The organism is Arthrobacter psychrochitiniphilus (assembly GCF_003185915.1).
GTDB classification, from domain to species: domain Bacteria; phylum Actinomycetota; class Actinomycetes; order Actinomycetales; family Micrococcaceae; genus Specibacter; species Specibacter psychrochitiniphilus.
Genome location: NZ_QHLZ01000003.1, coordinates 333,928 through 360,476, shown reverse-complemented (window position 1 = coordinate 360,476; position 26,549 = coordinate 333,928). Strand labels below are relative to the sequence as shown.

General features: G+C 59.7%; 26 protein-coding genes, 1 tRNA gene and 2 pseudogenes. 9 read left to right on the top strand and 20 right to left on the bottom strand.

Annotated features, from left to right (window positions below; all coding sequences use genetic code 11):
• Positions 1-157: 157 nt before the first annotated feature.
• Entirely contained in the window at positions 158-1,744 is a 1,587-nt protein-coding gene (locus CVS29_RS07240; protein WP_110105642.1) for an ABC-F family ATP-binding cassette domain-containing protein, read from the bottom strand.
• A gap of 177 nt (positions 1,745-1,921) precedes the next feature.
• Here CVS29_RS07240 and CVS29_RS07235 point away from each other — a divergent pair, with 177 nt between their 5' ends.
• Both CVS29_RS07235 and CVS29_RS07230 read left to right on the top strand, forming a co-directional pair.
• A complete protein-coding gene (locus CVS29_RS07235; RefSeq protein WP_245932104.1) occupies positions 1,922-2,668 on the top strand; it encodes a dienelactone hydrolase family protein in 747 nt (248 codons plus the stop codon).
• A gap of 199 nt (positions 2,669-2,867) precedes the next feature.
• A complete protein-coding gene (locus CVS29_RS07230; RefSeq protein ID WP_110105641.1) occupies positions 2,868-3,854 on the top strand; it encodes a diaminopimelate dehydrogenase in 987 nt (328 codons plus the stop codon).
• A gap of 83 nt (positions 3,855-3,937) precedes the next feature.
• Here CVS29_RS07230 and CVS29_RS07225 read toward each other — a convergent pair whose 3' ends face one another.
• The 3 genes from CVS29_RS07225 to CVS29_RS07215 form a co-directional block, all read right to left on the bottom strand.
• Positions 3,938-4,267, bottom strand: coding sequence for a hypothetical protein (locus CVS29_RS07225; RefSeq protein WP_110105640.1), 330 nt, complete (start codon positions 4,265-4,267; stop codon positions 3,938-3,940).
• Positions 4,268-4,380: 113 nt separating this feature from the next.
• Positions 4,381-5,829, bottom strand: coding sequence for a C2 family cysteine protease (locus tag CVS29_RS07220; protein WP_110105639.1), 1,449 nt, complete (start codon positions 5,827-5,829; stop codon positions 4,381-4,383).
• 106 nt (positions 5,830-5,935) lie between these two features.
• On the bottom strand, positions 5,936-9,502 hold the full coding sequence (locus tag CVS29_RS07215) for a DEAD/DEAH box helicase (RefSeq protein ID WP_170120920.1): 3,567 nt from the start codon (positions 9,500-9,502) through the stop codon (positions 5,936-5,938).
• Between the two features lie 381 nt (positions 9,503-9,883).
• Here CVS29_RS07215 and CVS29_RS18190 point away from each other — a divergent pair, with 381 nt between their 5' ends.
• Positions 9,884-10,174: a hypothetical protein gene (locus CVS29_RS18190; RefSeq protein ID WP_146213009.1), complete on the top strand. Its 291-nt coding sequence runs from the start codon at positions 9,884-9,886 to the stop codon at positions 10,172-10,174.
• 42 nt (positions 10,175-10,216) lie between these two features.
• Here the strand turns inward: CVS29_RS18190 and CVS29_RS18400 are convergent, their stop codons facing one another.
• From CVS29_RS18400 to CVS29_RS07170, 9 genes and pseudogenes are all read right to left on the bottom strand, one after another.
• The gene (locus CVS29_RS18400; protein ID WP_170120919.1) at positions 10,217-10,369 is read right to left on the bottom strand and encodes a hypothetical protein; all 153 of its coding nucleotides are present in this window, start codon (positions 10,367-10,369) and stop codon (positions 10,217-10,219) included.
• 747 nt (positions 10,370-11,116) lie between these two features.
• The gene (locus CVS29_RS07205; RefSeq protein WP_110105636.1) at positions 11,117-11,374 is read right to left on the bottom strand and encodes an HPr family phosphocarrier protein; all 258 of its coding nucleotides are present in this window, start codon (positions 11,372-11,374) and stop codon (positions 11,117-11,119) included.
• A gap of 6 nt (positions 11,375-11,380) precedes the next feature.
• Positions 11,381-13,081, bottom strand: a complete 1,701-nt coding sequence (gene ptsP, locus CVS29_RS07200) for a phosphoenolpyruvate--protein phosphotransferase (RefSeq protein ID WP_110105635.1) — start codon at positions 13,079-13,081, stop codon at positions 11,381-11,383.
• Complete coding sequence (locus CVS29_RS07195) at positions 13,078-13,959, bottom strand: PRD domain-containing protein (protein WP_110105634.1); 882 nt, start codon at positions 13,957-13,959, stop codon at positions 13,078-13,080. Before CVS29_RS07195 ends, ptsP begins: the two co-directional genes overlap by 4 nt.
• A 57-nt stretch (positions 13,960-14,016) precedes the next feature.
• Entirely contained in the window at positions 14,017-14,490 is a 474-nt protein-coding gene (locus CVS29_RS07190) for a PTS sugar transporter subunit IIA (RefSeq protein ID WP_110105633.1), read from the bottom strand.
• A 36-nt stretch (positions 14,491-14,526) separates the two neighbouring features.
• Entirely contained in the window at positions 14,527-16,071 is a 1,545-nt protein-coding gene (locus CVS29_RS07185) for a PTS transporter subunit EIIC (protein ID WP_110105632.1), read from the bottom strand.
• 380 nt (positions 16,072-16,451) lie between these two features.
• Positions 16,452-16,845, bottom strand: a pseudogene (locus tag CVS29_RS07180) (VOC family protein).
• A gap of 54 nt (positions 16,846-16,899) precedes the next feature.
• Positions 16,900-17,517, bottom strand: a complete 618-nt coding sequence (locus CVS29_RS07175; RefSeq protein WP_110105631.1) for a CueP family metal-binding protein — start codon at positions 17,515-17,517, stop codon at positions 16,900-16,902.
• A gap of 56 nt (positions 17,518-17,573) precedes the next feature.
• Positions 17,574-18,044: a hypothetical protein gene (locus CVS29_RS07170; protein ID WP_146213008.1), complete on the bottom strand. Its 471-nt coding sequence runs from the start codon at positions 18,042-18,044 to the stop codon at positions 17,574-17,576.
• A gap of 116 nt (positions 18,045-18,160) precedes the next feature.
• On the opposite strand from CVS29_RS07170, the gene CVS29_RS07165 reads away from it, so the two are divergent.
• The 3 genes from CVS29_RS07165 to CVS29_RS19195 all read left to right on the top strand — a co-directional run bounded on the left by CVS29_RS07165 (position 18,161) and on the right by CVS29_RS19195 (position 19,687).
• Positions 18,161-18,967: a hypothetical protein gene (locus CVS29_RS07165; RefSeq protein WP_110105629.1), complete on the top strand. Its 807-nt coding sequence runs from the start codon at positions 18,161-18,163 to the stop codon at positions 18,965-18,967.
• 78 nt (positions 18,968-19,045) lie between these two features.
• A complete protein-coding gene (locus tag CVS29_RS19200; protein ID WP_306457017.1) occupies positions 19,046-19,447 on the top strand; it encodes a dihydrofolate reductase family protein in 402 nt (133 codons plus the stop codon).
• Positions 19,448-19,456: 9 nt separating this feature from the next.
• The gene (locus CVS29_RS19195; RefSeq protein ID WP_306457018.1) at positions 19,457-19,687 is read left to right on the top strand and encodes a dihydrofolate reductase family protein; all 231 of its coding nucleotides are present in this window, start codon (positions 19,457-19,459) and stop codon (positions 19,685-19,687) included.
• A gap of 248 nt (positions 19,688-19,935) precedes the next feature.
• Here the strand turns inward: CVS29_RS19195 and CVS29_RS07155 are convergent.
• The 5 genes from CVS29_RS07155 to galU form a co-directional block, all read right to left on the bottom strand.
• Positions 19,936-20,008: transfer RNA gene (locus CVS29_RS07155), tRNA-Ala, on the bottom strand.
• A gap of 176 nt (positions 20,009-20,184) precedes the next feature.
• Entirely contained in the window at positions 20,185-20,970 is a 786-nt protein-coding gene (locus CVS29_RS07150; RefSeq protein WP_110105628.1) for an SDR family oxidoreductase, read from the bottom strand.
• Positions 20,971-21,069: 99 nt separating this feature from the next.
• Positions 21,070-21,873 carry a hypothetical protein gene (locus CVS29_RS07145; RefSeq protein WP_110105627.1) on the bottom strand — a complete coding sequence of 268 codons (804 nt, stop codon included), beginning with the start codon at positions 21,871-21,873 and terminating at the stop codon, positions 21,070-21,072.
• Positions 21,874-22,105: 232 nt separating this feature from the next.
• Positions 22,106-22,723 carry a GNAT family N-acetyltransferase gene (locus CVS29_RS07140; protein ID WP_110105626.1) on the bottom strand — a complete coding sequence of 206 codons (618 nt, stop codon included), beginning with the start codon at positions 22,721-22,723 and terminating at the stop codon, positions 22,106-22,108.
• 4 nt (positions 22,724-22,727) lie between these two features.
• A complete protein-coding gene (gene galU / locus CVS29_RS07135; protein WP_110105625.1) occupies positions 22,728-23,630 on the bottom strand; it encodes a UTP--glucose-1-phosphate uridylyltransferase GalU in 903 nt (300 codons plus the stop codon).
• A gap of 153 nt (positions 23,631-23,783) precedes the next feature.
• Between galU and CVS29_RS07130 the strand changes: the two genes are divergently transcribed.
• Positions 23,784-24,404 (top strand): 5-formyltetrahydrofolate cyclo-ligase, encoded by a 621-nt coding sequence (locus tag CVS29_RS07130; protein WP_110105624.1) that lies wholly within the window; start codon positions 23,784-23,786, stop codon positions 24,402-24,404.
• A 53-nt stretch (positions 24,405-24,457) separates the two neighbouring features.
• Positions 24,458-24,748, top strand: a pseudogene (locus CVS29_RS19190) (FmdB family zinc ribbon protein); the annotation flags it as partial.
• A 14-nt stretch (positions 24,749-24,762) separates the two neighbouring features.
• On the opposite strand, the gene CVS29_RS19185 reads toward CVS29_RS19190, so the two are convergent.
• Positions 24,763-25,032: a hypothetical protein gene (locus CVS29_RS19185; protein ID WP_306457071.1), complete on the bottom strand. Its 270-nt coding sequence runs from the start codon at positions 25,030-25,032 to the stop codon at positions 24,763-24,765.
• A 104-nt stretch (positions 25,033-25,136) separates the two neighbouring features.
• Between CVS29_RS19185 and CVS29_RS07120 the strand changes: the two genes are divergently transcribed.
• Positions 25,137-26,027: a CpaB family protein gene (locus CVS29_RS07120; RefSeq protein ID WP_179442475.1), complete on the top strand. Its 891-nt coding sequence runs from the start codon at positions 25,137-25,139 to the stop codon at positions 26,025-26,027.
• Here the strand turns inward: CVS29_RS07120 and CVS29_RS07115 are convergent.
• The gene (locus CVS29_RS07115; RefSeq protein ID WP_110105622.1) at positions 26,024-26,536 is read right to left on the bottom strand and encodes a hypothetical protein; all 513 of its coding nucleotides are present in this window, start codon (positions 26,534-26,536) and stop codon (positions 26,024-26,026) included. The two genes, CVS29_RS07120 and CVS29_RS07115, sit on opposite strands and share 4 nt — an antisense overlap.
• Between the last annotated feature and the right edge of the window lie 13 nt (positions 26,537-26,549).

Sequence of the window (26,549 nt, the reverse complement as noted above, 5' to 3'; positions counted from 1 at the left end):
GTGTGGCTGTACCGCCCCGGTCCCCGGGGACCTGCTCCCGAATACTCATACCCCCATTTTAGTCTTACCGTAATCAAGACGCAATAGATACCCAAACAAATATTCGATCTATTGAACGGGAACCCAGCCCATGCGCCCGGCAACGAAAACCAGGCTGCTAGCCCATGCGTACGTCAATCTGCCCGGGCGCGTCCGGGTTGAAAACAAGGCGGCGGTTGGCGATCTTGTCAGTGAAGAAGCGGTCGTGACTGACCACCAAAACGGCGCCCGGGAAATGCAAGAGGGCCCGCTCCATGACCTGAGTGCTGGACATGTCCAGGTGGTTTGTGGGCTCATCGAGCACCAATACCGAGGCGCCGGAGAGCAGGCACTGGGCCATGGCAACGCGGGCGCGCTGACCACCCGAGAGCGCTCCGATCCGCTGCTTCAAATCAGCTTCCGAGAACTGGAACATGGCAAGGAAACGGTTGACGGACTTCTTTGTTGCTGTCAGTGCAAGGCTGTCAGGCATCGCATTGACCGCGTGCGTGACGGTGTCCTCCGGGTCCAGATCCGCCAGAACCTGGTTGTAGGAGACCAGCCCGCCACCCTTCGCCCAGGTGACATAACCGGCGTCGGCCTCTTCCTCCCCCGTCAGGGCGCGCAGCAGCGTGGACTTGCCCGAACCATTGGCGCCGAGCACCACAATCCGGTTGCCGCGGCGAATCTCAAAACTGAGGTCGCTGAACAGCGTCCGCTCGCCATAGGACTTGCTCAGCGACTCCACCCGGCACAGCACATCCTTGACATGCAGGCCGCCGTAAATCTCGGTGATGATCTTGTCCACGGGACGCGGCGCACGTGACTTCTTGATCTTGGACAGCTTGGAATCGAGCCCTTTAGACGCCGCCTTGGAGGCCTCGCGGCGATCAGAAATCCCCTCAGCTTCGAAGGCGAGCAGTTCAGATTCGTGCATGAACTGGCTCTCCAGGGTCTTGAGCCGGAACTGTTTGGCCACCACATATTCACTGAAGCTGCCGGGATATTCATGCAGATGGAAGTTCTCCACCTCGATGATGCGCGTGACCACGGAGTCCAGGAATTTCCTATCATGCGAGACGATGATGGCCGCGCCTTGGAAGTTCTTAAACCAGCTCTCCAGCCATTCCACGCCGGCCACGTCAAGGTAGTTGGTGGGCTCATCGAGCAGCAGCACATCGGGGGCCTCGAGGAGGATCTTGGCCAGCGCGGCACGGTTACGCCAGCCGCCGGAGAGTTCATCAATGGCGCACACGCGGTGGGCCTCGTTGAAGCCGAGCGTGGTCAGAACTTTGTCAATGGAACGCTGGTAATCCCAGCCATCCAGCCGGTCCATGTCGGCAAAAAGTTCGGACTGGCGGTGGATGAGCCGGTCCATCTCCGTCTCGGACTGATCGACGGCGAGCGCACCATCAATCTCGGCCAGCTGCGCCTCGACCTCTTTAACGTGCGCGAAGACTTCCTCGAGTACCTCCAGAATGGTGGAAGAACCGTTGAGCTCAGAGAACTGCGAAAAATAGCCAATCTTGGTGCCCAGTTCCACGGCGACTGTGCCGGAATCGGGCTCCACCTGGTCCATGACGAGCTTCAGGAGCGTGGACTTGCCGGAACCGTTGCGCCCAATCAGTCCCACCCGGTCCCCTGCCTCGAGCTTGAAGAACGCTTCGCGCAGCACCGCAACCTTGTCAAAGCGCACGGAAACGTCGTTGAGGCGGATCAAGCTCATGGGTGTGGTCCTTTGGTGGTGAGGCGGGGCAGGGAAAACACCCACACCAAGTTTACCGCCAGGCGGGGTGGGTCTGGTGGCCGGTGTGCCGCCCGCGTGCGCATAGGCAACATTGTGGGTGTGCGAAAGTTCCCCAGACCTCTGGAAAGCTGCGCCCGAGCGTGCCAGTGTTGACCTATGGGCACAATGATTGATTTTTCTGCAGCAGGACAGGATTTTCAGGGGTACCGGGCTGAACCGTCAGGCCCCGCCCGGGGTGCCGTGGTGGTCATCCACGAGATTTGGGGCTTGGTCCCGCACATCCGCGAGGTCGCCGATCGGTTCGCGGCTGAAGGCTACCTGGCTGTGGCACCGGATCTGATGGGGTTGGCAGGCTTGGATGCGGTACTGCTGGCGGAGCTGGGCGAACGCCGCAAGGATCATAATGCCCAAGATGAGGTGCAGCCGAAGATCCGGGCCGCCATGGCGCCCTTGAACTCACCAGAAAAGGCCGCGGCCATCACGGCGGGGGTTGCCACTGTTTTTGACTACTTAGAGGCAACACCTGAGGGTGCAGACCGGACGGCGGCCGTCGGTTTTTGCTTCGGCGGCAGCTACGTATTTGCCTTGGCCATGCAAGAGCCGCGGCTGGCTGCGGCAGTGCCCTTCTACGGCCATGCCTCGTTCGCAGGTGACGAGCTTTACAGCATCACCTGCCCAATACTTGCCTTCTACGGTGAGGAAGATACCGGCTTGATGGGCGCTCTCCCGGAGCTCACCGCAGCCATGGCGGTAGCGGGGGTTGACTTCCGCCCCACCGTATTCCCCGATGCCGGGCATGCATTCTTCAACGACTCCAACACCTCCATGTACCGCCCCGAAGCAGCTCGGATTGCGTGGGAGAAGACGTTGGGGTTCTTGGAACAGCAGCTCAACGAGGTTTGATTTCCCGGCCGGCACGCCTTTATCCCCCGGCACGCCACTTTCCCCAGGCACTAGGCCGGCCCCCGGCACGACGCCGGCACTTGGCTTCCCTGTCCGTCTGCCGGTTCCACTGTGCGCTGGCAAGGCGGTAGGCGGTACCGTTAATGCCAGTGGATGAGGCCGTCAACGAAGAGCGGCCCGAGGACTGGATGGAGAACTCATGAGTGCGCCGATTCGTATTGGAATTGCCGGTTACGGAAACCTAGGTCGCGGGGTTGAGGCAGCCATTGCCAAGAACGCTGACATGGAATTGGTGGGCATCTACACACGCCGCAACCCCTCAGATCTGGTGCCGTTGAATGCCGGTGCTCCCGTGTTTTCCATGGACGACTTAGGCGGGCACGGGGACCACGTTGACGTATTGATCCTGTGTGGCGGCTCCAAGTCTGACCTCCCTCAGCAGGGCCCGGAACTGGCTGCCCTGTTCAACACGGTGGACAGCTTTGACACGCACGCGCGCATCCCTGAGCACTTCGCCGCGGTGGACGCCCCCGCCTTGGCGAACAAGAAGACCGCGCTGATCTCCGCAGGCTGGGATCCGGGCATGTTCTCCATCAACCGCGTCTACGGCGAGGCGTTGCTGCCCGACGGCGAAACGTACACCTTCTGGGGTCGCGGCCTGAGTCAGGGACATTCGGACGCCATCCGCCGTGTGGCTGGCGTTTCCGGCGGCGTCCAGTACACCATCCCGTCTGAGGCCGCCATTGAAGAGGTCCGTAGCGGCTCACGCCCGGTTTTGACCACGCGCCAGAAGCACACCCGCGAATGCTTTGTGGTGTTGGCAAATGGCGCCTCCGAGGATGCCGTGCGCGCTGAGATCGTGGGCATGGAACACTACTTTGACCAGTACGATACCACTGTCAACTTCATCACCGCTGATGAGCTGGCCCGTGACCACGCAGCCATGCCGCACGGCGGTTTTGTAATTCGCAGCGGCAACACCACGGATGAGCATGCCCAGGTCATTGAGTACTCCCTCGCCTTGGAGAGCAACCCGGAGTTCACCTCCAGCGTGTTAGTGGCTTACGCCCGCGCCGTGCACCGCATGAGCCAGGCCGGCCAGTTCGGCGCCAAGACGGTCTTCGATGTGGCACCCGGTCTGCTCTCCCCCAAGTCCGCCGCCGAGCTACGCGCCGAACTGCTCTAAGCAGCAGCCTGAATTACTGAAGTACGACGGCGGTTGCCGCACCTTGGACGTAAAAGGGGCGGCAACCGCCGTCGCCCCTTTCATTAGTCTGTCGGTTCGGCCTGAGTGAGTAGATCAAATTGGGTATTGCCGGGGCAGATAGAGGTAATTTTCAGGGTGTATCCGCGAAACGTCAGTTCGTCCCCGAGTGCCAGATCCTTGAAAGTTTCATCCGTTGAGGGCTTGGGTTCATTGGCCCACACCATGAGGCTGACGGTGGGAACCTTCGCGTTCACTTTGGTGCCGACCAGGCCAATCTTTGGAGTGTAGCCGGCTCCAAGAGTCGACGCGGGAAGCGCTGGCACCGGACCCACTGCGGACGTTGCGAGCGTGTAGTGTCCTTCACCGGTGCAGCCGTCATTGCTTGCTGTCATGGAAGATTCCTTTACCTTTATTGTTGGATCAGCCGTAGAACCCGTGGAGCATGCCACTAAGCTCAGGCATGCAGCCAGTACTGCCGTGGCCAGAAAACGCCGGTGTTGAACCATCATGGCGCCACAATACTTGCATTACCGAACATTTCCTCAAATTGTTGGGGGCTCATGTGCACCTTCGGCCTGTCTGGGCCCCAGGGATTCTGCAAAATAATGTTGCCCTCCGCATCCATTCCGTCAACAAAGAAGGCATGGCCGGCAACGTATCCGTCGGGAGCGCCGTCGGGTAACTCGGACTTGGTTGTCACAATTGCAGGCTGCCCATTCTCCACAGCAGACCACAACTGTTGGGATGAAGTGATGGTGGAAATATCATCTCCGCTTAGATACGCCAGTGCATCCTTGCCGTAGTTTCCTTCAATAGCCCGGTATTCGCCCGGCCCGTAAATCTTGTCCTTGACTCCGTGGCTGTTGGTGCCATCATTGCTGTCATCTTCGCCATAGACCTGCACCAAGGCCTTCTCAACGTACGCGGGCCAATTCCCGTTGACCCCTGGCTGGGCCCCCTTCTGCGCTCCGCCGTCCGCGGCTGGAAGATCATTGGTAACGCTCACCCATTGGGGATTGCCGTTCTTGTCATACAGCTGGACTGAAACAGTGCCGTTGCCGTTGTCCACCACATGATCCCGGACCCAGTTTGGGTCCCTATCCACTATTGTCCCAAGTCCGGCCATAACAACACAGTCGCCATAACCGCCTTGGCTGATATCATCCTTGCCCGGATGAGTGCCCACTACGGGCCCGGAGGGATTCATCCACTCATTTGAATCATCGCTGTTAGCACCGCCTGGGCGTGCAGCATCACCTTGAGCAACGGCGTTTGGCTGGACCCACGGGATTTGTTCCTTAATCCGGGCAACTTGTTCTGGTGACGCTTTGGACAGGATCTTCTCCAGCAGTATTTGACGTTCAAATGGCGTGGTCCCTTCCCAGTTGAAGATACCCTTGCCGTCCTTGGCAAGCGCCTGGCCCAGGGCGTTAAGGTCCTGGTCAGAGAGGCTCGCCAGCAACTGATCCAGTTCTGCGGGGGTCAGTTCATCGAGTGCCTTGCGCAGCTGTTCAATGTCTGCATCGTTACCTCGGAAAATATTATTGGCATCCGCCGCCTTATCCACCAATACCTTCAAGTCCGCCAACGCCTGCTCGCTGAGATCGGCACTGCCCCTGTCCGGATACCGCGAACTTGAGTGATCCGCGGACGTTGCGCCACCTGGGGACGTAATGTCTGCAGCCAGGCTGGTGCGTTCTTGTTCATCCGCCTGCACCCGCAGTTCCCTGCTCGTGGTGAGAAGTCCTTGAACCACTTTTGCCAGCGTGGGACGGTGCCTACCGTGCCATTGGCTGGTGAACCGCTGGGCATCAGGGCCTTGCCAGCCACGATTTTGCACAATCAGTTGTGTGAGCTTTTTGCTCACCAGGTCCAGATCATCTGCCGCAGAAGAGATGTCTTTAGCAAAACCACGTAGCTCGCCTACGTCGGAACCAAGGAATTGCGCCACCACTGCCTCGCTGACTTTAGACTGACCTATCTTGCTTCTGAGGCTACATCCCTCGATCTAGTCCTGCCATGGAGAGAGCTCCCCATGGTGGCCTTCCTGTCCTCGGCCGCTACGCGTCAAAGAGTCCCCGCACGTCCTCGGAGGTGATGGCGGAGGAGAACATGGAATCATCATCCATGACGGAAGTGAACAGTTTCGCCTTCTTTTCCTTCAACGCCATGACCTTCTCCTCGATGGTGTCCTTGGCGACCAGACGGTACACCATGACGTTTTTTGTCTGCCCGATCCTGTGGGTGCGGTCCACGGCCTGGTTCTCGGTGGCCGGGTTCCACCAAGGATCCAGCAGGAAGCAATAGTCCGCTTCCGTCAGGTTTAGACCAAAGCCGCCCGATTTCAGGCTGATCAAAAACACCGGCGCCGTCCCGGACTTGAACCCCTCGATCACCTCACCTCGCTTGCGGGTTTTCCCATCCAGATAGGCGTACTCAATCCCCGCCGCATCCAAACGCTCCCTGGCCTTGCCCAAAAATGAGGTGAATTGGCTAAAAATCAGTGCCCGGTGCCCCTCAGCCACCACGTCCTCAAGTTGTTCAAACAACACATCGAGCTTGCTGGACGGGGCGCTGGCATACTTCGGATCCACCAACGAGGCATCCAGGCTGAGCATCCGCAACGTGGTGAGAGATTTAAAAATCGCGAAGCGGTTCTTGTCCATGTCCCCCAGCAGGCCCATGACTTTTTGACGTTCAAGCTGCAGATGGCGCTGGTAAATGACCCGGTGCCGGGGCGCGAGTTCCAGTTCCAGAACCTGTTCCTGCTTGGCCGGCAACTCTTTGGCAACGGCGTCCTTGGTGCGCCGCATGATCAGTGGCCGGATGCGGCGCCGCAATTGCGCAAGCCGCTGCGCGTCCCCGTCCTTCTCCACCGGTTTGCGGTAGTAGTCGGCAAAATGGGTGGGCGAGGGGAACAGCCCCGGGGCGGTGATGGCGAAAAGTGACCACAGCTCCATTAGGTTGTTTTCCATGGGCGTGCCGGTAATCGCCAGCTTGAAAGGGGCAGGGAAAGTGCGCGCCAACTGGTTTGCCTTGGTGAGGTGGTTCTTCGCAAACTGGGCCTCATCAAGGATCAGCCCCGCCCACGCTTGGCTCGCGTACGCCTGGTTGTCCAGGCGGAAGAGTGCATAGGAGGTAATCACGACGTCGGCCCCGCTCACCAATGCTGCGGCATCGCTGCCGCTCTTGCGCAGGGTATCGGTGACGGCCGTAGTGGTCAGGCTGGGCGCGAAACGGCGGGCTTCGGCCTCCCAATTGGACACTACCGAGGTAGGTGCAACAACGAGGAACGGCAGCGAGTTCCCGTGGGGCGCCGTTGCTTTGGCATGGGTGATCAGAGCCAGGGTCTGCAGTGTTTTGCCCAGCCCCATGTCATCGGCCAAAACCCCGCCCAAGCCATGTTCATGCAGGAACGCCAGCCAGTTGAATCCTTCCTGCTGGTAGGGGCGCAGTGAGGCATGAAGTGTTGCCGGGACCGGAACTGCGCCAACCTCCTGCAGTTCAAGCAGCCCGGACACGGACTTCTCCCACGCCTGCGCCTGCTCAGCCGTGGTGGCCAGTTCCTTAAGTTCTTCCCACAGCCCGCCTTGGTAGCGGCTGATCTTTAAGGACTCCCCGGGTTCTTGCAGGCTCCGGGCTTCCTCGATCAGCCGGCGCAGCTGCTCAAATTCGGGCTGGTCCAGTGAAAAATAGTGCCCACTGGGCAGCATCAGGTGCTCTTCCTCCGAAGCCAGCGCCAAGAACAACTCGCCGAACGGAATATCCGCCCCGCCCAAGGCGACGGTGACACCCAAATCAAACCAGTCGCCGTCGCCCGTTGCCCGGGTGCTAATGCCAATCTGCGGGGTCCCCGTCAGCTCCTTATAGTCCGGCACCGAACCGGTAGTGTCCACGCGCACCTGCTCGAGGCCGGCCAGGGCGGGCAGCGCCTCGGTGCTGAATCTGGCCGCGGCAACATCCTTCAGATGCACCGGCTCGTTGCTGCCCGGATGCATGCTGGGTGGGTGAGGAAAGGATTCCCTGGTGGCTGCGGGGAAATCGGCGAGCGCCTCCACCACATTCTGGAGCAGCCTGGTCTCGAAATCATCATCACGTTGGCCGGTGCCGTCGTGAACCATGGGGTATCTGGTGGTCGCTTGGCCAACAACGTATTCCCAATGCCAGTGCAACTCCACAGCGGGTCCGGTTGCTTTGGCGGACTGACTGGCAGGCTGGGTGGCGCCCTTGCGCCTCCGGTCCGGTTTGGTGGCCGGAACCGGCGGAATGTGAACGGCTGTCAGGACAAGTTCCGGGTCCCGAATTTCCGGCAATCCTGTGCTGCCGTCATGAGAACGCAGGTCCATGCTGTGGCGCAGCTGCGGGTAGTAGTTGGTGAGGAAGCGCTCCCGGGCGGCTGCGGGGATGTCCACCGGGGACCTACCCTCGATCAGCAACTTCAGCGCTTCCCCCACGGCTCCTTTGACCGGCGCGAAATGGATATTGCGCTGGGTGAGGGCGGTTTTTTCGTTTCCGCCGGTCCACCAAAAGATGCCATGAACGGGTGTTCCGAGGGTGCCCATCATGGCCGTGTCAAGCACGGTTCCGTTGATGTTTGCATGGGCGGCCAGGCGGATACCGCCGTCATCCGTGGAGATGACCTCCGTGCTCACGTCAACCTCCGCGGCCCACGTGACGGTGGTGGACTTTCGCGACGTGAGAAAGTCCAGACCAATTTCACGGGCCTGGGCCAGCAAGTTCCAGAACAGGGGCGAATTGTAGTCATCCAGACACATCCACTTGCCAGTGCCATAACCGGTTCTGGTGGTTTTAAAGAGGGAGTCAAAGACCTGCAGCCACTTCTTGTGCTCCGGATTCAAACCACCCATGTAATAAAACTGGTGCATGGAGTCCCAGGCGAGCTTGCCCACAACCCACTTGTTTGCCTCGTTGCGCATGACGGGGCGCACCCCGAGCCGTACACGCGGCTTCTGCTCGGTTTTGACGCGGCCGGTTTTTGACTTCTTCCGCGACGAGCTCCGGGCTGCGTAGGGATCCACCGGTTCTTCGAGCAACTCAAATTGCAGCGCCAGAGGACTTGTGGTTTCCCCAGCACCCACGGCCTGCATCCGGCCCCAATACGAGGGCGCAGCCACCACTGGTGGGTGGAGAATCGCTTCAAGCTTTTGTTCCCAAAGCGCTGGCTGGACAGGAACCGGCTTCTTTGTTTTGGGCATGAGCGCTTGGACCTTGCCGGTCTGCTCGGTGGCAGGCTTCTTCGTGGCGATTCGCTTGGCGGCGGGAGCGATTGCCGTGCCGGGTAGCCCCGCAGGATCGGTTTCTTCCAGCATGAAGTTGCTGGAAAACACCAAGGCCGCCACGTGCTTACAATTCCAGCCCACCGGGCAGCTGCACGCGCCTCCGGTGAGGACGGCACCCTTGGGCTCATCCGCAAAGGAAGCACTAGTGGTGTAGGTCTCTCCCCGGCTTCCGCTGACTCGGCACTGTAATTGGAGCCGTTCTTCAACCCACGCAATGTTGTGAACATAGCCATTGCTGGAGTAGTCAAGCCCGCGGTGCACTGCCGCCGGTCCAACAAGGTCCCTGAGGGCCGCATACTCCACATAGGGGATAAGGGAAAGATCCATAACCTCCACAATAGTCAGTTCCCCTGACGCTTTTGGGCCGGGCCGGCTACCTTGACCACTTCGCTGGGCACCGTGGCAGGGCCCGTGGCAGGGCGCCAAGGCAGGGCGCCAAGTGACCGGATGGATGCGCCGCATGCTGTCTTTTACGTAATCTGAATCACCTTTGAGGTTACGGACTTATTCCAGTCCCATCTGCATCCGGGAAAAGTTCCATCGGCGGGCCTACCCGCAACGAAAGGCCACTGAGGTGACGGCAACGAATAAGTTCCTCACCGCTGCGGTGCTAACCGCCGGTCTCACCCTTTCCCCTGTGCACCGAGCACAACTCCGGGCACCGAGACGCAAAGCAGCGACAGCCCTGCAGCGGTAAACATCGGCATTGTGCACTCCAAGACAGGACCCCTTTCCGTCCACGGTGACGCCAACTACGAGGGCCTGCAGGCTGGTCTGGACTACGCCACCAAGTGGAGCAACAAGGTAGGCGAGACCGCCTTGAACATCGCCTACCACGACGACGGCGGGGATCCCGACCAGGCTGACTGTTGCCAAGGAACTCATCGGCAAGGATTACAAGATCCTCGCCGGGACCGCTTCCTCCGGCATTGCGTTGAAACTTGTTGGGCAGGCCGAGCAGAACAAGGTCCTCTACATTTCCGGCCCCGCAGCCACTGACGCGGTCACCGGCGCCAACAAGTACACCTTCCGCTCGGGCCATCAGTCCATGCAGGACGTGGCCAAGACAACCTCACCGCGGTCAAGGCGGTCCTGGGCGCCAATGCAATCCATGAGGCGCCCGACTCCGAAGACACGTTTGGGCACAACATTTGTTGTGGCGCCCAAGGAGATGGCCGCCTGCGCGGCCGGCAAGGAGTATCACAGTGGATCCGAAGTTCGCGGCACATGGAGGGCAGCCACCTTCAGGGATGTGGCCTTTTGTAGTGGGTCCAGACTTGGTGGCGGGCACGGACTTGGTGGCCGATGCGGATTTTGTGGCGAGCGCGGAACCGGAAGCCCATAAAAATGGTGCCCCGACCTCCGGTACCGAGCTGATCTGCGGGCCCGGCGATGGGGTTTGTGGCGGGCGTGGCCCAGTGCCGGGTACCAAAACTTGGCAATCTCCGGGCTAAACCAGGGTGAGCTCTACCCGGTGTGAGATCTAGGTGCTAGTTCATCTCTGCGAAGACCTCAGCGCAGTCGGTGGGCCGCCATTGTATTCAAAGATGACGTTCTCTTCATCCATCAAGAAACTGAGGATTACACGGCAGTTCAACGATCGCCGGAAGTACAGCTAACACCGCGACCCCATGACCTCTGGCGAAGAGCGGAGTTGCAAGCGTTTGATGCGTCTGCGCCTGGCATGGAGTTGGTTCCATAACTAGCCCTCCCAAGCCAGATCATAGAGATCCCTGCCTTATCTGCACTTTGCCATAGCTTCCAGAAGCAATGGTAAGACTGCTTCGTTGCGTACTCCACCACATATTCCGTACCGAGCGGTAGCGCCTCAGGGACTCCCCATTTCTGGTTTGACTCAAAGCTGCGCCCCGTCAAATCACGTCCTGCGCGGAAGCTACTACACCCCCGGTCTGCAGACCGGGGGTGTAGTGGTGAACGGTTTTAGGAATCCAGATCTTTGGCAATAAGTGCTGCGATTTCGGCAACCGCGTCAGCGTTCTCCGACTCAACGTCCACTGACATGCCGAAATCCGCGCCGAGTGTCATGATCATCAGCGCGGAGGTGGCTTCCACCGGGTCTTCGCCGTCAATGCTGAGCAGGATCTCCTCATCGTAGGCACCTGCCGCCGTCGCGATGACGGCTGCGGGGCGGGCGTGCAGACCCACGGATGATCCAACGGTGACTGTTTGCTTGGCCATAATTTCTTACTCCTTGGAATTGCTATGGATGGTTGGTGAAAGCATCTCGCGGGCCGTTGCCCTGGCCTGCTCAGTGGTGGTGGTGCGCAGGACGGCTTCTGCAGCTTCTTGGCACTGGGACAGTGTTACCTCGCCCAGCTGGATGCCTACACCGGCAAGTGCTGCCGGGGCCATGGACAGGCTGCTCACACCCAGGCCGATCAGGATGCAGGCGAGCAGTGGGTCGGCCGCCGCCTCCCCGCACACGCCCACAGGCTTTTGGCTGCGGATTCCGGCGGCGGCGCTCAAGCTGATCAGCGCCAGCACGGCTGGCTGCCAAGGATCTGTCAGTGCTGCCAGGGAGGGTGCCATCCGGTCCGCCGCCATGGTGTACTGCGTCAGATCGTTGGTGCCAATGGAGAAGAAGTCCACCTCTGCCATGAAGGCATCTGCCAGCAGCGCCACGGAGGGCACCTCCACCATGATCCCGGGCGAGAGCTTGCGTGCCCGGCATGCTGTAGCAAAGTTCCGCGCCTCATCGAGGGTGGCAACCATGGGTGCCATGACTTTGGCGCCGGCAATACCTTGCTGCTCGGCGGCCAGCGCTAGAGCGTCAAGTTGGCGCTCTATGATTCCGGGCTCCACGTTGCCGAGCCGGATGCCACGCACACCCAAGGCAGGATTTTCTTCATCCGGGTGCGAGACAAAGGGCACCGGCTTATCCGATCCGGCGTCGAGCGTGCGGAAAACAACTTTCTGTCCCGGGAAGGCAGCCAGCACTTCGCCGTAAATACTGGCCTGCTCGGTCACCGACGGTTCACTTTGGGCGGAGAGGAAACACAGTTCAGTGCGGAATAGCCCCACGCCTTGGGCGGGATATCCGGCCGCGATGCGTGCACCGGCACCATCTTGAACATTAGCCAGTATTTCGATTGCTGTTCCATCCTTGGTCCGCCCCGGACCTCGCCAGGACTGGATGGCGAGCCGGCGTTCGGCATCGGCCAAAACCTTGCTCTCCGACTCGGCCGGCACGGTCCCCCGTTCCACTGTCCCTGCGAAACCATCAAGGAGCACCACCGAACCGTCCACAATATCTGCCAGGTTTGCGGCAGCAACAATGCAGGGGATGCCCAGCTGCCGGGCAATGATGGCGGTGTGGCTGGTGGGCCCGCCTAATCTGGTGGCAATGCCCCGGATCAGGGCAGGGTCAAGTGTTGCCGTATCCGCCGGGGCAAGATCATCTGCCAAGAGGATGATGGGGCTCGCCGGAGTGGGAACTCCAGGTTCTGGCAGGCCCAGCAGTTCAGAGACCACGCGGTTGCGGATATCACCTAAATCAGCAACCCGCTCCGCCATGAGCCCGCCCAACTTCTCAAACTTGACGATGAACGCGCCTACCGCGGCGACGGTGGCAGCCTCCGCCGTGGAACCGGCAGCGATCATCTTCAGCGTGGCTCGCTGCAGACCGCGGTCACCAGCCAGCGCTGCGGTGGCGCTGAGGACATCGGCAGCCGCTCCAGAACCCGTGGCTGCCCGCTGGAACAAACGTGCCGCCACCATCTCGGCAGCAGCTTTCCACCGCTCTGCCTCGGCATCCCGGACGTCCTCCACGAGTAAGGCTTCATACTTGGAGGCCAGCTCGGGTTCCGGATTCACCCACAGTGCCGGAGCGTAGGCGAGCCCTGACACAACACCGGTTCCGGTGATGGCGCTAGCGTTGTCAATCATGGTGAGTTCTCCGTTTTAAGCATTTCGACGTAGAGCCGGCTCGTGTGCAGTGCCAGATAAGAAACTTCGTCCGCTCCGAGGTGCCGGTTCAGGGCTTCTCCAATGAGCTCGGCCACCTCAAGCGCTGCTTCAGCGGCTTCCGGGTAGGCCTGCCGCACAGACTCAAAAACATCCACCCCTAGTACGGCTGAGGTGGTGGCTTTGGCCGAGCGGGCAAAGAGGAAACGCAGGTGGGTGACAAAGCGAGCGGCACTGTGTGCGTTTTCATCAATGTTGCTCTGCCACCGCACGGATAGCAGGGTGAAAACCTTGGCGATGGTCTCGGTCATGGAAACTGTCTTGGAAAAGTCGGACGTGGACCACTGCTGGTTGACGAAGTGGAGGGCGAACGCCACCCACTCTTCATCTTGGAGTTGGACACCGAGCTGCTCCTTGATCAGGGCAACAACCCGCCGGCCAAGATTGCCCTCTGCCGGGTAAAGCTGTGCCACTTCCCAGCGGAGCGGGAAGTCAACTTTGATCCCTTCACGGGCGCGCTGCACAGCGAAACCCATGTGATCGAGGATGGGCACCAGCAATGACAGCCGGGGCTCAAGCCTCAGCTCTGCCTGGACCATCGCCATGATTTCCCGCGCCACTTCAATTTGTTCCAGCGGCGCGTCTCCGAGAACACCAGCGCCATGGCTGGCGGCGAAGCTGCCGTCGGGCACAAATCGTTGATCAGCCGCTTCAACATCTACAGTTTCCCCCTGGCGGTGGTTGAACCCAATGCCCTTGCCCACCAGCACCATCTCGCTGCCATCAGGGAGCCCGGCCAGCAACACGTTGTTGTTGTAAACCCTCTTGATAGTGGCGGATTCACCCGGCTTCAGTTCCATAATGCTGCGATTCCGGCCATCTCCAACTCGCAGCCAGTTCCCGTGCGGGGCAACATGCTACTTTTTCCGAACCGTGAGCACCGGAGCGCTGTTGTCCGCACCGATTTCAGTCTCCGCAATGGCAAAGGCCGTGCCGTTGGTCAGCAGGACAGGGGTGACCATGGAGGGAACCAATGCGCTCATCTGTGCCAGATCGCAGCTGATGATCAGATCACCCTTCTGGACACGATCACCCTTGACTCGGTGCCCGGTGAATCCTTGGCCCTTGAGCTTCACGGTATCCATGCCAATGTGGACCAAAATTTCGGCGCCGGCATCTGTGCGCACGGCAAAGGCGTGGAGGGTTTTGGCCACCAAGATCAACTCGCCGTCTACAGGGCTGCGGAAGGAACCTTCGGACGGTTCGACGGCGAATCCCGCACCAACGGCGCCGCTGGCAAATACTGGATCGGGAACGTCGGCAAGCGCCATCACGGTACCCTCTGCAGGGGAGAAAATCTGCTCGCCCTTTTTCTTGAACATTTTCAGCATGTGAATGACTCCTTGCATGGTTGGGAGGCCAGGATATTAGTCGTCAAGGCCAAGACTCTCATTAATTGCGTTCTTGTAAAGGATGGCTTTCCCGCCGTACACGGCTTGTACGCCGCCGCTGACTTCAAAGACGCCCGTTGCGCCAAGTTTGCGCAGCTTCTCCTTGTCCACCTGGGCGGGGTCCTTGACGGAAACCCGCAGGCGGGTGATGCAGGCATCAACCTCTTCTAAGTTCTCGGCCCCACCCAAAGCAATCAGGATCTGTGCAGCTTCCTGCTGAATGGGAGTACCTGCTGCCATTCCACCGGCCATGGCAGGAACCAGCTCTTTTTCATCCGCCGTGGCGTCGTCGTCGTTCCCGAGGGTGTCTTCCAGGTGGCCGGGTGTGCCGAACTTGAACTTCTTGATCATGAATTTGAACGTGAAGTAGTAGAGGAAGAACCACACCACGCCCACGGGGATGAGCAGGATCCAGTTGGTGCGGTCATTGCCTTGGAAGACGCCAAAGAGCAGGAAGTCGATCAGGCCACCGGAGAAGGTGTTACCGATGCTGATGTTGAGCAGGTCCGCAATCAGGAACGAGAGCCCGTCAAAGATGGCGTGGACCACGTACAGGACCGGGGCCACAAACAAGAACATGAATTCAATGGGTTCGGTGATGCCGGTGACAAAGGAGGTCAAGGCAACGGAGGCGAACAAGCCCATGTACTTGGCGCGGCGGCCCTTCGGGATGCAGTGCCACATGGCAAGGCAGGCGCCGGGCAGGCCAAACATCATGGTGGCAAAGCGGCCTGCGAAGAAGCGGGTCCCTTCGGTGAACAAGCCAACATGGTTAGGGTCAGCGAGCTGGGCGAAGAAGATCTTCTGTGCACCAACCACCTGAACACCATTGACAAGCTCAGTGCCGCCCAGGGGTGTGTACCAGAACATGGGGTAGATCATGTGGTGCAGTCCGGCGGCACCGCTCAGGCGCAGCAGTGTGCCGTACAAGAAGGTGCCAAAGGCGCCCATCCCGGCAATTCCGGTGCCGGCGCTGACCAGTGCCATTTGGACTGGCGGCCAGATAAGGAAGAACAGGGCCCCTACAAAGATGGCGGCAAAGGCCGTCACAATAGGGACAAAGCGAGAACCGCCAAAGAAGCCAAGCACGGCCGGAAGCTGAATGTTATGGAAGCGGTTATGCAGAACAACTGCCGCGCCACCCACCACCAAGGCGCCAACAACACCGGTGTCAATGGCTGGGGCGTCAGGGGTAAAGATATCCAACAGTGACTTGATGGTGGCCACCATGACCAGGTACCCAACCACGCCGGCAAGGGCTGCGGTGCCCTTGTCTCGCTTGGCCAGACCAATACACAGGCCAACGGCGAGCAGGATCGCCAGGTTGTCAAAGACGGTGGCACCGGCCGCAGACATCACACCGAAAATGCCCTGCAGAACGTTGTTGTCCAGGAACGGGTACGCGGCCACCGTGGTGGGGTTGGACAGTGCCCCGCCAATACCCAGCAGCAGACCAGCTGCCGGAAGAATGGCGACCGGCAGCATAAATGCCTTGCCGATCTTTGAAAGTTGCTTGAACACTACAATTCCCTTCGCTCTAGGCTTGACGACGTCGTCGAAGCCAGCATCTGAGCCGAGGAGAACCGAATTTTTCCAAAAAGGACGCACATGTTGCGGGGCGGGCGGCAATGGCGGCGCCCTCACAGGGCGAAGTCACGGATGATTCCTCGGGCAAAGACAGACGGATCGCCCCTTACATATGGATGTATGAGGCGTGGCGTCCCAGGTTATTGCCGAAAGTTACAATCCCGATGACAACCGTTAAAAGTAACGGCTTGGTAATGCTACATGATGTGAGCGCAGTGAAAGAAACTTATAGGCCCGGATCACAGCCGCAGTCTTCCAGAGATTCCCTGCCCGGGCGTGCAGAGGGCACTTCTGCGCCATAACGCGGGTTAGAGTCAGCCGTTGGACCGGCTGGCCATGGATTGCACGGCCCACTTGTTGCCGTCGGGATCGGCGAAGTAAACAAAGCTACCCCAGGTGTGGACGTCCACACCGGTGACGTCCACACCGGTGGCGCCCACACCGGTGGCGGCGAACTGGGCATGAGCAGCTTCAATATTTGCCACCACCATTTGCAGCTTTGGTGCGGAGCACGGAGCAGCATTGGTGAGCCCCTCCCCTAGGCAGATGGAACACGCCAAGCCAGGTGGGGTCAGCTGAACAAAACGAAATCCGCATCCGGGGCGCTCGTCATAGTCAGCGTTGAAGTTCACCTTATTCACATAAAAAATACTTGGCCCTATCCACGTCAGAGGCCGGCGCAAACACAAGTTCCAGTTTCCAGTCCATGGAAGGATGTTATGCCCACGGTTGGGTGCGTGAACAGGGCCAGGAATCTCTTTATTAGCTCAGTTGCGTGGTGGTGACGCAGGTGGGGTCGTCAGCGTTTTTAGTGGACAGCACCTGCGTGGCGCTCTTGCCGCCCTGGTTCAAGGTCAAGGTAGCGTCGATTCCTCGCGGCAGCCACAACCCCAAAAAGCCGTTGTCATAGGTGTGCAGCGCTTCCTTGATGAGGACCTCACCGGTGGCATCATTCGTGACGGTGACTTCCACCTCCTGGTTCGCCAACTCGCCCAGACAGGTGGTGAGGCTATGGAAATGACATTCGTGCGTTTGGCTCACATACGGGGCCACGGAAACGTAGAATTCGTTGGCTGGCATGGGCAGGGTAGCTTCACGATTTGCGGCATCACGCAGCGTCAATGCTTCTGGCCGGATTGACGCCATCAGCTCGCTGGAACGCTCAGCCACAGGCAGGGTGTCCAGTTCGGTGATGACGTCCTTGGCGCTCTTGCCGTCAAAGCCGAGCTCAGCAATGAGTTCTGTGGCAGCGCTCGGTGGGGCGCTGACAGCCGAAGGTGTGGGTGCCGGGGTGGAACATCCTGCCAACAACAGCATTGAAGCTGCAGCCATGGCGATAGCTCCGGAAAGGGAGGCACGGCGGGTAATTTTCTGATTCATGAGTGTTCCTTGTTGATCAATGAAGAGGTGTCAGTAGGGCGCAAGAGCTCTACCCCTCAGCATCGATTGATGCAAAGGAAATTCAGAGAAGGGGTACTGGGCCGGGGAAGGCCATGCACGTGCGGAGGTGGTCCGGCGCGCGGCGCTTGCCGGAGGCGGCCGGTCAGGATTCCGGGCAGGAGCAGCAGGAAAGCAAGAACCACGGCGGCAACGCAACTGACGGTCATCGAAAGCGCCCCGGATGGACAATTGGCACACATGGCATCCGGGGCAATGAAAACTCCGGTGTCAGCGGCTGCACTCATCACGGCAGGGCCCGCCCCGTGCATGCTGGAGGAGTCCGCCGTCGTGCCGTGAAAAGGTGTGCCGTGAAAAGGTGTGGCTTGAAATGCGGCGGGGGCGCTCCTGTGGACGCCGTGCATGGCCAGCAGCCCGAGGATCAGCATCAGGGCAATGAGGCTGCCACGCAGAAGAGGGGAACCGGCCACTGACCACGTCTCGCGTCGGGTCAATGCAAGGGCCTCCATAGAAGCAAGTCTACTGAGCCACCAAGCACAGGACTAAAGCGCACCGGCGGAGGGGTTGACGGGCGGTGCACACCAGCTGTGAGTCAAGTCACTATGGCCGGTGCTATGGTGAGCACATGCTGGATAACGGCACCTCCCCCCTGGCAGAGCGGAAGGTTCGCTTGCGCAAGGCTTCGAACATTTGCCTGCTCGTAGCAGCGGGGATATTTTTCTGCTCTGCCGCACTGCAATGCGCCGCCTCACTCCAGCGCTGGGTTATTTTTAGCGGCTCCTTGGGGTCCGATGACCTCTCAGTTGAGGACCACGTCTATGACTACTATTTCCCCTGGTACGACTGGGTAGCCATTGGTACGGCAGCCCAGCTTTTAGGGGTGGGCCTCCTCATTCAGGCCGTCGGTATTCTCGTCATGACACTAGGAGTCCTACTGCTGGGAGTCCTGCCACAAAGGAACGCGGCAGCGGGCGGAAGTGCCGCGACGGCGCCCAACGGGACCGGCAAAGTGATTGCCGCAGTCTTCGCCGCCACGCTCGTCGCAGCGGAGGTGATGGTAGTCCTTGTGGTGGCTGGAATTTTCACCTTCATGGGAACTCATGCTCTCCTCTCCGGTATGGCAGGCATTGCTTCCCCGCTGTATCAATGGCTCGACTTGGCGTGGCTGCCTGGTTTAGGGCTGATTATTTTGGCAGTACGGTGGTTGCGCCGTGCGCCAGCTGCTTCAGCCGCCGCCCTGTTCCTGATTGGTTCAAGTATGGTTGGCTATTTCATCGCCACGTATCTGATTGCGCCTGTGTTTGCGGGCCAATCTCATGACACGGCGCGGTGGACCGAGACTGTTGTGGCCGCATCAACGGCTGCCGCGGCGCTCATGCTGGTAATCGCCGCCAGAAAGCTGGGCCGAGAGCGAGTTGACCCTCCCGCTTGACTCAATCCCGCGCCCTACTACAGTGATTTCAGATGGAAGCACCCTAGTTTTCGTCAGGAGAAGTTGTCAGGAGAAGTGATGACTGTTCGCGCAGATTTGAATATTTCCTTGGATGGATACGCCACCACCACCGACCAAACCCTGAAAAATCCCTTTGGCATTGACTGGGGCCGGCTTGTCCAGGCGTACACGGCGACCCGGACGTTCCGCCAGCGGGTGCTGCACGATGAGAGCGGCGGCGGCACAACCGGCGTCGACGACCGTTATGCAGAGGCTTATTTCGAGGGGATTGGCGCTGAGATCATGGGCGCCGGAATGTTTGGCTTGCACAACTTCCCGGATGATCCCAAGTGGCAAGGCTGGTGGGGTGAGGAGCCACCGTTCAGGGCACCGGTGTTTATACTCACGCACTCGCAGCGGCCATCGCTGGAAATGCTGGGAGGAACCACCTTCACCTTCATTTCAGCCACGCCCGCCTAGGCCTTGGCTATGGCACAAGGCGCTGCAGGAGGAAAGGACGTGCGGATTGGCGGTGGGGCTAGCGTTGTACGCGATTTCCTCAAGGCCGGCCTGATTGATCGGCTCCACGTTGGCATCACCCCCATCCTGCTGGGCCGTGGCATCAACCTCTGGGAAGATCTGCGCGAGCTGGAATCCGGCTACAGCGTCACTTCCGAGGTCGCGGAGAGCGGTATCATCCACGTCACCTTCCAACGCTGAGCCAGTTCTGGTGTTTGCCGTGGCCGTGCGGCATTGACCTCCGCCAAGTCGCCGCCTCCGTGGCTCCGCCGAAGAATATAACAGCGCCGCGCCCACTGCATACTCGAGTGGGTTGGGCGCTTCTCTGCGTCGCGCACGGGAGTCTTTGCGGTACGTTTGCGGTGCGCCGCATTTTTTGCTCCCCTATTTGCGGCATGAAAAAGCCCCTCTGACTGGCGTTTAGCCTAGTCAGATGGCTTCTCTATGGGTGGAGCTAAGGAGATTCGAACTCCTGACCTCTTCGATGCGAACGAAGCGCGCTACCAACTGCGCCATAGCCCCTGGCAAGATCCACAAGCACGCGGATCCCGTCATTTTCCAGAATAAACCCATAATGTTGCTGGAGACAAAATCGCCATTAGCCCGCATGAGAATCGCAGGGATTCGCGCATTGTGGACACAGCACGGAACGAACCTAAGAGCCAGGCTCCAAAGTCTTCGCCGCAGGCCTGCCAGATTCAGCCGGCCGCGTGGCCAGCCAACCATTCACGGAACTCCACGGCCCCAGCAACATCGTCAGGGATCAAGTTTCGCCCTGCCCGCAGGAACGCGCCGAAGGAACCCGGCAGCGGTAACTGTGAGATAACTGCTTTGCTGCCGGTGACGCTTTTCCAGATTTGGGCCATCTCATGCATAGTTTGGACATCTGGTCCCCCTGCACGGACACTCACTTTTTCCTGGCCGCCACGCCCTGCTTCCGCCACCAAAACAGCCGCCACGTCCGCCGTCGAAATTGCTTGGAAACAGACTCCCCTGAAGGCAGGGATGATTCCCATTCTGGAAGCCGCCGAGAAAATTCCTGCCACCAAGTTGTGGAATTGGGTAGCCTCAACCACTGTTGTGGGCATCTCTGATTTTTCGTAGCTGAGGGCCCGCGCCGCCTGCACCTGATAATAATTCATGGCACATTCACGCGCGTTGATAATCGTCAGCAGCACGCAACGCCGTATCCCTGCCCGAGCGGCAGAGTCGAGAACCGCAACTGACATCCCCGGCAGCGCCTTCAACGCCGCCCCGGAGCGGGCGTCCATGGTTTCAATGAGGACCTCCACCCCGTCCAAGGCTTCTGCCACTCCAACGCCTGAGCGAAAGTCCGCGCGAACATAGTCCGCCCCCGCCACCTGCTGATCAGCTGGGGGTATGTGTCTACTCAGGGAACGTACCTTGTGCCCGGCAACAATGGCCTCGGCCACCACCGCCCGGCCGGCGAGCCCGGTTCCTCCTGCCACAGCCAAATTCACCATGCTGCTCACAGTACGCCCCCGGGGTTAAAACAGAACAGCGTTAAAGCAGAACAGCCAAATCCAAAGGATTCGGCTGTTCTGCTTTAACTAGGTTCAGTGTTAAGCGCGTCTGCGCTGAAGCACGTCATCTAGGTTGTTCAAGGCGTACTGACTGCGTTCACCCGGTGCAGGGGCGGCCTTTGCGCCAACCTCATCCTCGTTGAGCGGAACATCCGGAACTACCGCAACACCCTCGCGCCCGGTAGCCGTGCCCACTCCGGCTTGATCGGCCTTGATGGAGGTTCCGGCAGACTTTGGCGCTTCCGGAAGATTTAGCGGCTTCTCCAGGCTCAGGGCCCGGGCAGCGCTGACATAGCCAGGCACAGGAACTTCAACGGGCTCCCAGGTCTCCGTTTCCAGCTCCCCTTCCGCCAATGTCTGCGTGTGCGCCAGCTTGGCATCGGCGCTGCCCTTGGCTGCCACGCGCATCGCTGCGGCCCGCAATTCTTCAGCAGTAAGCGGCTTTTGCGCCGGAGCAGGCGGCGCACCTTCGGCACCATCAAAAAGAGTTGTTTCTCGGGGTTCCGGGACCGGCGAAGCGGTCTCCTCGAACTCCGCCGAAGCTATGGCCCGGGCCGCATTCCGGGCATTCCTACGGGCAGTCTGATCCCTCACAGCAAGGGAACGCAGGGTTACGATCACGCCGGCAAAAACGGCCAGTGACGTCCAGGAAAATACGGAAGAGCCGAGGGAAAAAACTGTCAACGCCCCAGAAATGCCTGCCGTCACAAGAGCCACCAGGCCAAGACAGGCAAAAAGTGTTCGGCCCCAGCGGATCTGCAGGGGATTCCCAGCTGCCGAGGGCACGGCGGTTGAAGGTTCCGGCTCCACGTGGGTGTGGGCGTCGGAAGTAATGCTTTCCATTGACGTCTCCTGCAACTGCTGGATTGGTGTGGACCAGTTGTGCGTGCCCGGCCACATTTCAACCCTAAAGGGGAAATAGAACCCTCCCAGCATTACTGCCGGTGTGTCGCTCGCCAAGGCAGAAAAACTGACATTTCTTACATTATGTGAACGCCCCGGCTTCACAAGAGAGGCCATATTTCATACTTGCGCACTTTGCACGCTAGGCCAACTCAGGCTGACTCAGGCCAGCTCAGGGGAACTGGGACATCCATCTGGCAAGAATTCCCTCGGGAACTTCCTCGTCCGTCAACGCAAAGCTCCGATGATCCGCCCATTTGCCATTGATGTGCAGGTAGCGGGGACGCAAACCTTCATCTCTGAAGCCCAATTTCTCCACAACACGCAAACTCGCGGCGTTCTCCGGACGAATGTTGATTTCCATCCGGTGCAGCCCCATCACCTTAAAGCAGTGGTCGGTGGCCATGGCAACAGCTGTCGGCGCAATGCCCCGGCCTGCCCGGCCCTGATCCACCCAATAGCCCAAGGTGGCTGACAGTGCAGATCCCCACACAATGGAGGAAACGGTCAATTGCCCAACAATTGCTGGTTTCGGCGTGCCTGGCTGCCGCTCCGTGATGATAAATGGCAGCGCGGATCCCTGCCGCGCCTGTTGGTTCAGGACGCGGACCATTCCCGCATAGGTGGGAAGCTGGTCCGGCCCTGCGGGGCTGCTTGCTTCCCAAGGTTCCAGCCACGCAGCGTTGCGTGTGCGTACCCGTGTCCACTCACGTTGATCACGAATCTTGATGGGGCGCAGGATCAAATCGCCGCATTCCAAGGTCACCGGCCAGATGGCCTGCCCCCACACGCAGTTATGCCTTGAGTTCGGCGGTGAATTCGCCCAACCATTCGCGTAGATCCTCGCCCAGATCTTCGCTTTCGCAGGCCAGCGTCACAACAGCTTTCAAGTAGCTGAGCTTATCTCCCGTGTCGTAGCGGCGGCCGCGGAACACCACACCGTAGACCCCGCCGCCTTCGCCCTCCATAGTTGCCAGGGTTTGGAGTGCGTCGGTCAGCTGAATTTCATTGCCGCGTCCGGGTGCCGTGTGTTCAAGGACTTCAAATACTGCCGGGTGCAGCACATAGCGGCCAATGACGGCCAGGTTGGACGGGGCTTCCTCTCTAGAGGGCTTCTCCACCAGATGGTTGACCCGAACATAGTTCTCCCCCTCGATCACTGTCATATCGGCACAGCCATAGGAAGAAATCTTGTCCGCAGGAACTTCAATCAACGCCACCACGGAGCCGCCGGTGCGTTCCTGAACTTCGATCATGGTGGTCAGCAGTTCATCGCGCTCATCGATCAAGTCATCACCGAGCAGAACCGCAAACGGCTCGTTGCCCACGTGAGTCTTGGCGCGCAACACTGCGTGCCCCAGACCCTTGGGGTCACCCTGGCGGACATAGTGAATTTCGCCGAGGTCGGTGGCATGCTGGACCGCCGCGAGACGTTCGCGATCGCCCTTTTCCTCCAGCAGTTGCTCGGTGACCGGAACCCGGTCAAAGTGGTCTTCCAAGGCGCGCTTGTTGCGCCCTGTAATCATCAAAACATCGGTCAGTCCGGCGTTGACAGCTTCCTGAACCACGTATTGAATGGCAGGCTTGTCAACAACTGGCAACATTTCCTTGGGCATGGCCTTGGTCGCGGGCAGGAATCGGGTCCCCAAACCAGCTGCTGGAATTACCGCTTTACGTACATGCTGTGCAGAAGTCATGCCCCAAGAGTAACCGAACTCCGCAGAATTCCCCCGCTATTGTAATCTGGACATCATTTCCCCCGCACTGATTGGAGCGCAGTGGCCCTCCCGAGCAAAGTTTCCTTGCGCGCCCGCCTAAGAGCACGACGCCGAGCGGGCACCAATTCCGCCGTGGGCCCCGAAACGGTGGGTTCAGACGGCGCCCACCTGGCAAGAGTGACCCTGGAATGGCTCGCCGCCTTGAACGGCAGCCATCCCGGCATGATTGTTCTTGCCTATATATCAACAGCTCACGAGCCCCCCACTGCGGAGCTTCTGCGGGCCTGCACTGCGGCAGGCTACAAGGTTCATGTACCAGTGTGCGAACCCGATTTTCAGCTCAGTTGGGTCCGGTGGGACCCCCAGTCCGAACTCGTCAGGAGCACCCTCGCCCCCGTTATGGAGCCGTGCGGCCCCCGCGCCTCCTACGAGGAACTCGCAGGCGACTCTTCGGTGGCGCCTTCTTCGGCGGCACCTTCTGGGGCGCCAGCTTCGGCACGTGCCGGGGCGCAGGTCCTGGCAATCATTGTTCCGGCGTTGGCGGTAGATGCAACAGGTGCACGTCTGGGCCAAGGCGGCGGCTACTACGACAGGTTCCTGGCCCGTTCCCCCGGAGTCCCGCTGGCTGCAGTGATCTATGACAATGAATTCCTGCCCGCCGGAGATCTCCCACACAACAGCCTCGATATGCCCGTCAACTATGCGTTGACTCCCTCAGCCTGGATTCCCCTTGGCCGAGCAGCAATTCTCTAAGCCCGCAGCTACTGCCCGAGTCAGCTAGTTAGGCCCAACCACGAGGTATAGCAATGACGCCCTCCTCTAATGTTTCCCACAGGCAACGCTCCCCACAAGGCATTGTGACTGCCGGTGATAGAATTAGTGTTAGGGACCGTGGATTGCCAGCCGAATCGCTGTCAATTACAAGGTCCTTAAGCATGCATCCAGGAGGAACTTCAGTGCCCACGTACGCTTACGCCTGCAAAGATTGCGGCCACGCTTTTGACATCCAGCAGACCTTTTCCGAGGACTCCCTGAGTGTCTGCCCCGAATGCCGCGGCACGCTGCGCAAAAAGTTCAACTCTGTGGGCGTGGTTTTCAAGGGATCAGGTTTCTACCGTACTGATTCCCGCAGCACCTCAAGTTCCGTGCCTGCCGCCGCTTCTGCAACAACCGGATCCAGTGCCGGCTCAGCTGGCTCAGAATCTGCTTCCTCAGGCTCGGCAAGCGCTCCCAGTAGCCCGTCCAAGACTCCTGTTGCTGCCAGCTCTGGCAGCTCGACCAGCTGAGACTCCTTGCCAATCCGCGCACTGGTTGAACCCGGGCTAACCTCATTGCGGGTGAAACCCAGGCTAGAATCCTGCCAAAAAATTCTCTGCCCCAAGTACTAGAACTGCTACTTCCCTCACACGTGCAACCGCGGTTGAGTTCTCCACAATCCCGTTAGCGCACCTTTTTTAGTGCCCTGGGAATCCCTACCGTGGACTCATGAAGACAGCCCGGTCTCCCTCAAAAGCACAGTCCTTCCCAGGCCCTTCGTGGCAGTGGAATAGCTGGGCGAATCACTCCTCACGGCCCACTGCTTTTGCGAGGCTGCTGCGGGTTGCCAAGCGCCGCAAACGGCTACTGGCAGCACTACTTTTATGCTTGGCTGCTGCGTTGAGCGTGCAACTACTGACCCCCTCCGCAGCAGCAACTGACCAGGTTCTTCTGGCATCGCGGGATCTACCTGCGGGACACACTCTTGGTCGCGCCGATGTGGTGCCGGCAGCCGTGGCACACGCCATGGTGCCAGACGGGGCGTTTTCGCCGGACCTGGCCGGGTCCCCGAGCCCCAGTAAGACCACAGGGCTGCCACAGGAACGGCCACAAGCTCCAGCGCAGTATCCGGCGCAGACTCTAACTCAGGATTCGCGCCAGAGTGTGTGGCAGGGCCGCCAACTCTCTGGCCCTGTACGGCGGGGCGAAGTCCTGACAGATGCCTCGCTGCTGGGCAATGAACTCCTCATAGGCTCACCTCCGGGGACGGCAGCTGTCCCCTTGCGGGTCAGCGATCCCTCAACGCTTGCCTTGTTGAGCCAGGGCCAATTAGTGACGGTGGTGCTCAGCCGCTCCGAAGCATTGGACGGACCCGTGCGCAACGAGGTACTAGCCGCGGCTGTCCCTGTTCTTTGGATACCAGATTCGGCCCCGGCAAACACGCTTCTGGCTACCCAGAACGTTGAGGGCTTGGTAGTTGTGGCGGCTTCCGCTGACCAGGCTCTGCAACTTGCGGGCGCCAGCGGCTATGGCAAGGTATTTTTGATCATCGTTCCACAAGACGCCCCCACGCCAGTGCTCAAAATGCCCATCAAAGAGCCTAGCAAAGGGCGCGGCTAGGAGCGGGACGCTTTCACCTGGGCGAAGAACCTACTGGATTCAGGCAAATAGCACAGGGATACTGCCACGCCACCCAAAACCACCTGGGCCAAGGTAGTAAACCCTTCCGGGTAGCTGACGCCCACCAGCTGTATGAGTGTCAGCGCTACGAGGACCCCACTAGCAGAGCGTGCCCAGGTTCTGCCACGGGTCAGGTAAAAGCTGAAAAATACATAAGCACCGGCTGTCACCAGCCCCGCCAGGACCACTGTGAGCACACCCATGTTTTGGTAGGCTTCGATGCTGGGCGTCTTGCCGGCCATCGCAGCAATCTGCTCTTCCAGAGCTGCACGTCTATCAGGTGAGGCAGCATGTATCAGGGCAAAAACGCTTGCAACAATCTGCATGATCGCGGCAAGCCAGAGGAGCCTGGCAGCCGCTGTAACTAATCGTGGTGTTACGGGCCTGCGGGTTCCGGGCTTGTCCTGGCGAAAGGCATTCAGGCCGGGGATTTTTGGCGGCGTGGCCATAGTGGTCCTAACA

Coding starts and splice junctions, on each gene's coding strand:
- CVS29_RS07235 (WP_245932104.1), top strand. CDS start 1,922: ATGGGCACAATGATTGATTTTTCTGCAGCAGGACAGGATTTTCAGGGG.
- CVS29_RS19200 (WP_306457017.1), top strand. CDS start 19,046: ATGACTGTTCGCGCAGATTTGAATATTTCCTTGGATGGATACGCCACC.
- CVS29_RS07120 (WP_179442475.1), top strand. CDS start 25,137: ATGAAGACAGCCCGGTCTCCCTCAAAAGCACAGTCCTTCCCAGGCCCT.
- CVS29_RS07115 (WP_110105622.1), bottom strand. CDS start 26,536: ATGGCCACGCCGCCAAAAATCCCCGGCCTGAATGCCTTTCGCCAGGAC.
- CVS29_RS07165 (WP_110105629.1), top strand. CDS start 18,161: ATGCTGGATAACGGCACCTCCCCCCTGGCAGAGCGGAAGGTTCGCTTG.
- CVS29_RS07205 (WP_110105636.1), bottom strand. CDS start 11,374: ATGGCCAAGCAAACAGTCACCGTTGGATCATCCGTGGGTCTGCACGCC.
- galU (WP_110105625.1), bottom strand. CDS start 23,630: ATGACTTCTGCACAGCATGTACGTAAAGCGGTAATTCCAGCAGCTGGT.
- CVS29_RS07145 (WP_110105627.1), bottom strand. CDS start 21,873: ATGGAAAGCATTACTTCCGACGCCCACACCCACGTGGAGCCGGAACCT.
- ptsP (WP_110105635.1), bottom strand. CDS start 13,081: ATGATTGACAACGCTAGCGCCATCACCGGAACCGGTGTTGTGTCAGGG.
- CVS29_RS07150 (WP_110105628.1), bottom strand. CDS start 20,970: ATGGTGAATTTGGCTGTGGCAGGAGGAACCGGGCTCGCCGGCCGGGCG.
- CVS29_RS07195 (WP_110105634.1), bottom strand. CDS start 13,959: ATGGAACTGAAGCCGGGTGAATCCGCCACTATCAAGAGGGTTTACAAC.
- CVS29_RS19195 (WP_306457018.1), top strand. CDS start 19,457: ATGGCACAAGGCGCTGCAGGAGGAAAGGACGTGCGGATTGGCGGTGGG.
- CVS29_RS07240 (WP_110105642.1), bottom strand. CDS start 1,744: ATGAGCTTGATCCGCCTCAACGACGTTTCCGTGCGCTTTGACAAGGTT.
- CVS29_RS07225 (WP_110105640.1), bottom strand. CDS start 4,267: ATGACAGCAAGCAATGACGGCTGCACCGGTGAAGGACACTACACGCTC.
- CVS29_RS07190 (WP_110105633.1), bottom strand. CDS start 14,490: ATGCTGAAAATGTTCAAGAAAAAGGGCGAGCAGATTTTCTCCCCTGCA.
- CVS29_RS07170 (WP_146213008.1), bottom strand. CDS start 18,044: ATGGAGGCCCTTGCATTGACCCGACGCGAGACGTGGTCAGTGGCCGGT.
- CVS29_RS07215 (WP_170120920.1), bottom strand. CDS start 9,502: ATGGATCTTTCCCTTATCCCCTATGTGGAGTATGCGGCCCTCAGGGAC.
- CVS29_RS07230 (WP_110105641.1), top strand. CDS start 2,868: ATGAGTGCGCCGATTCGTATTGGAATTGCCGGTTACGGAAACCTAGGT.
- CVS29_RS07175 (WP_110105631.1), bottom strand. CDS start 17,517: ATGAATCAGAAAATTACCCGCCGTGCCTCCCTTTCCGGAGCTATCGCC.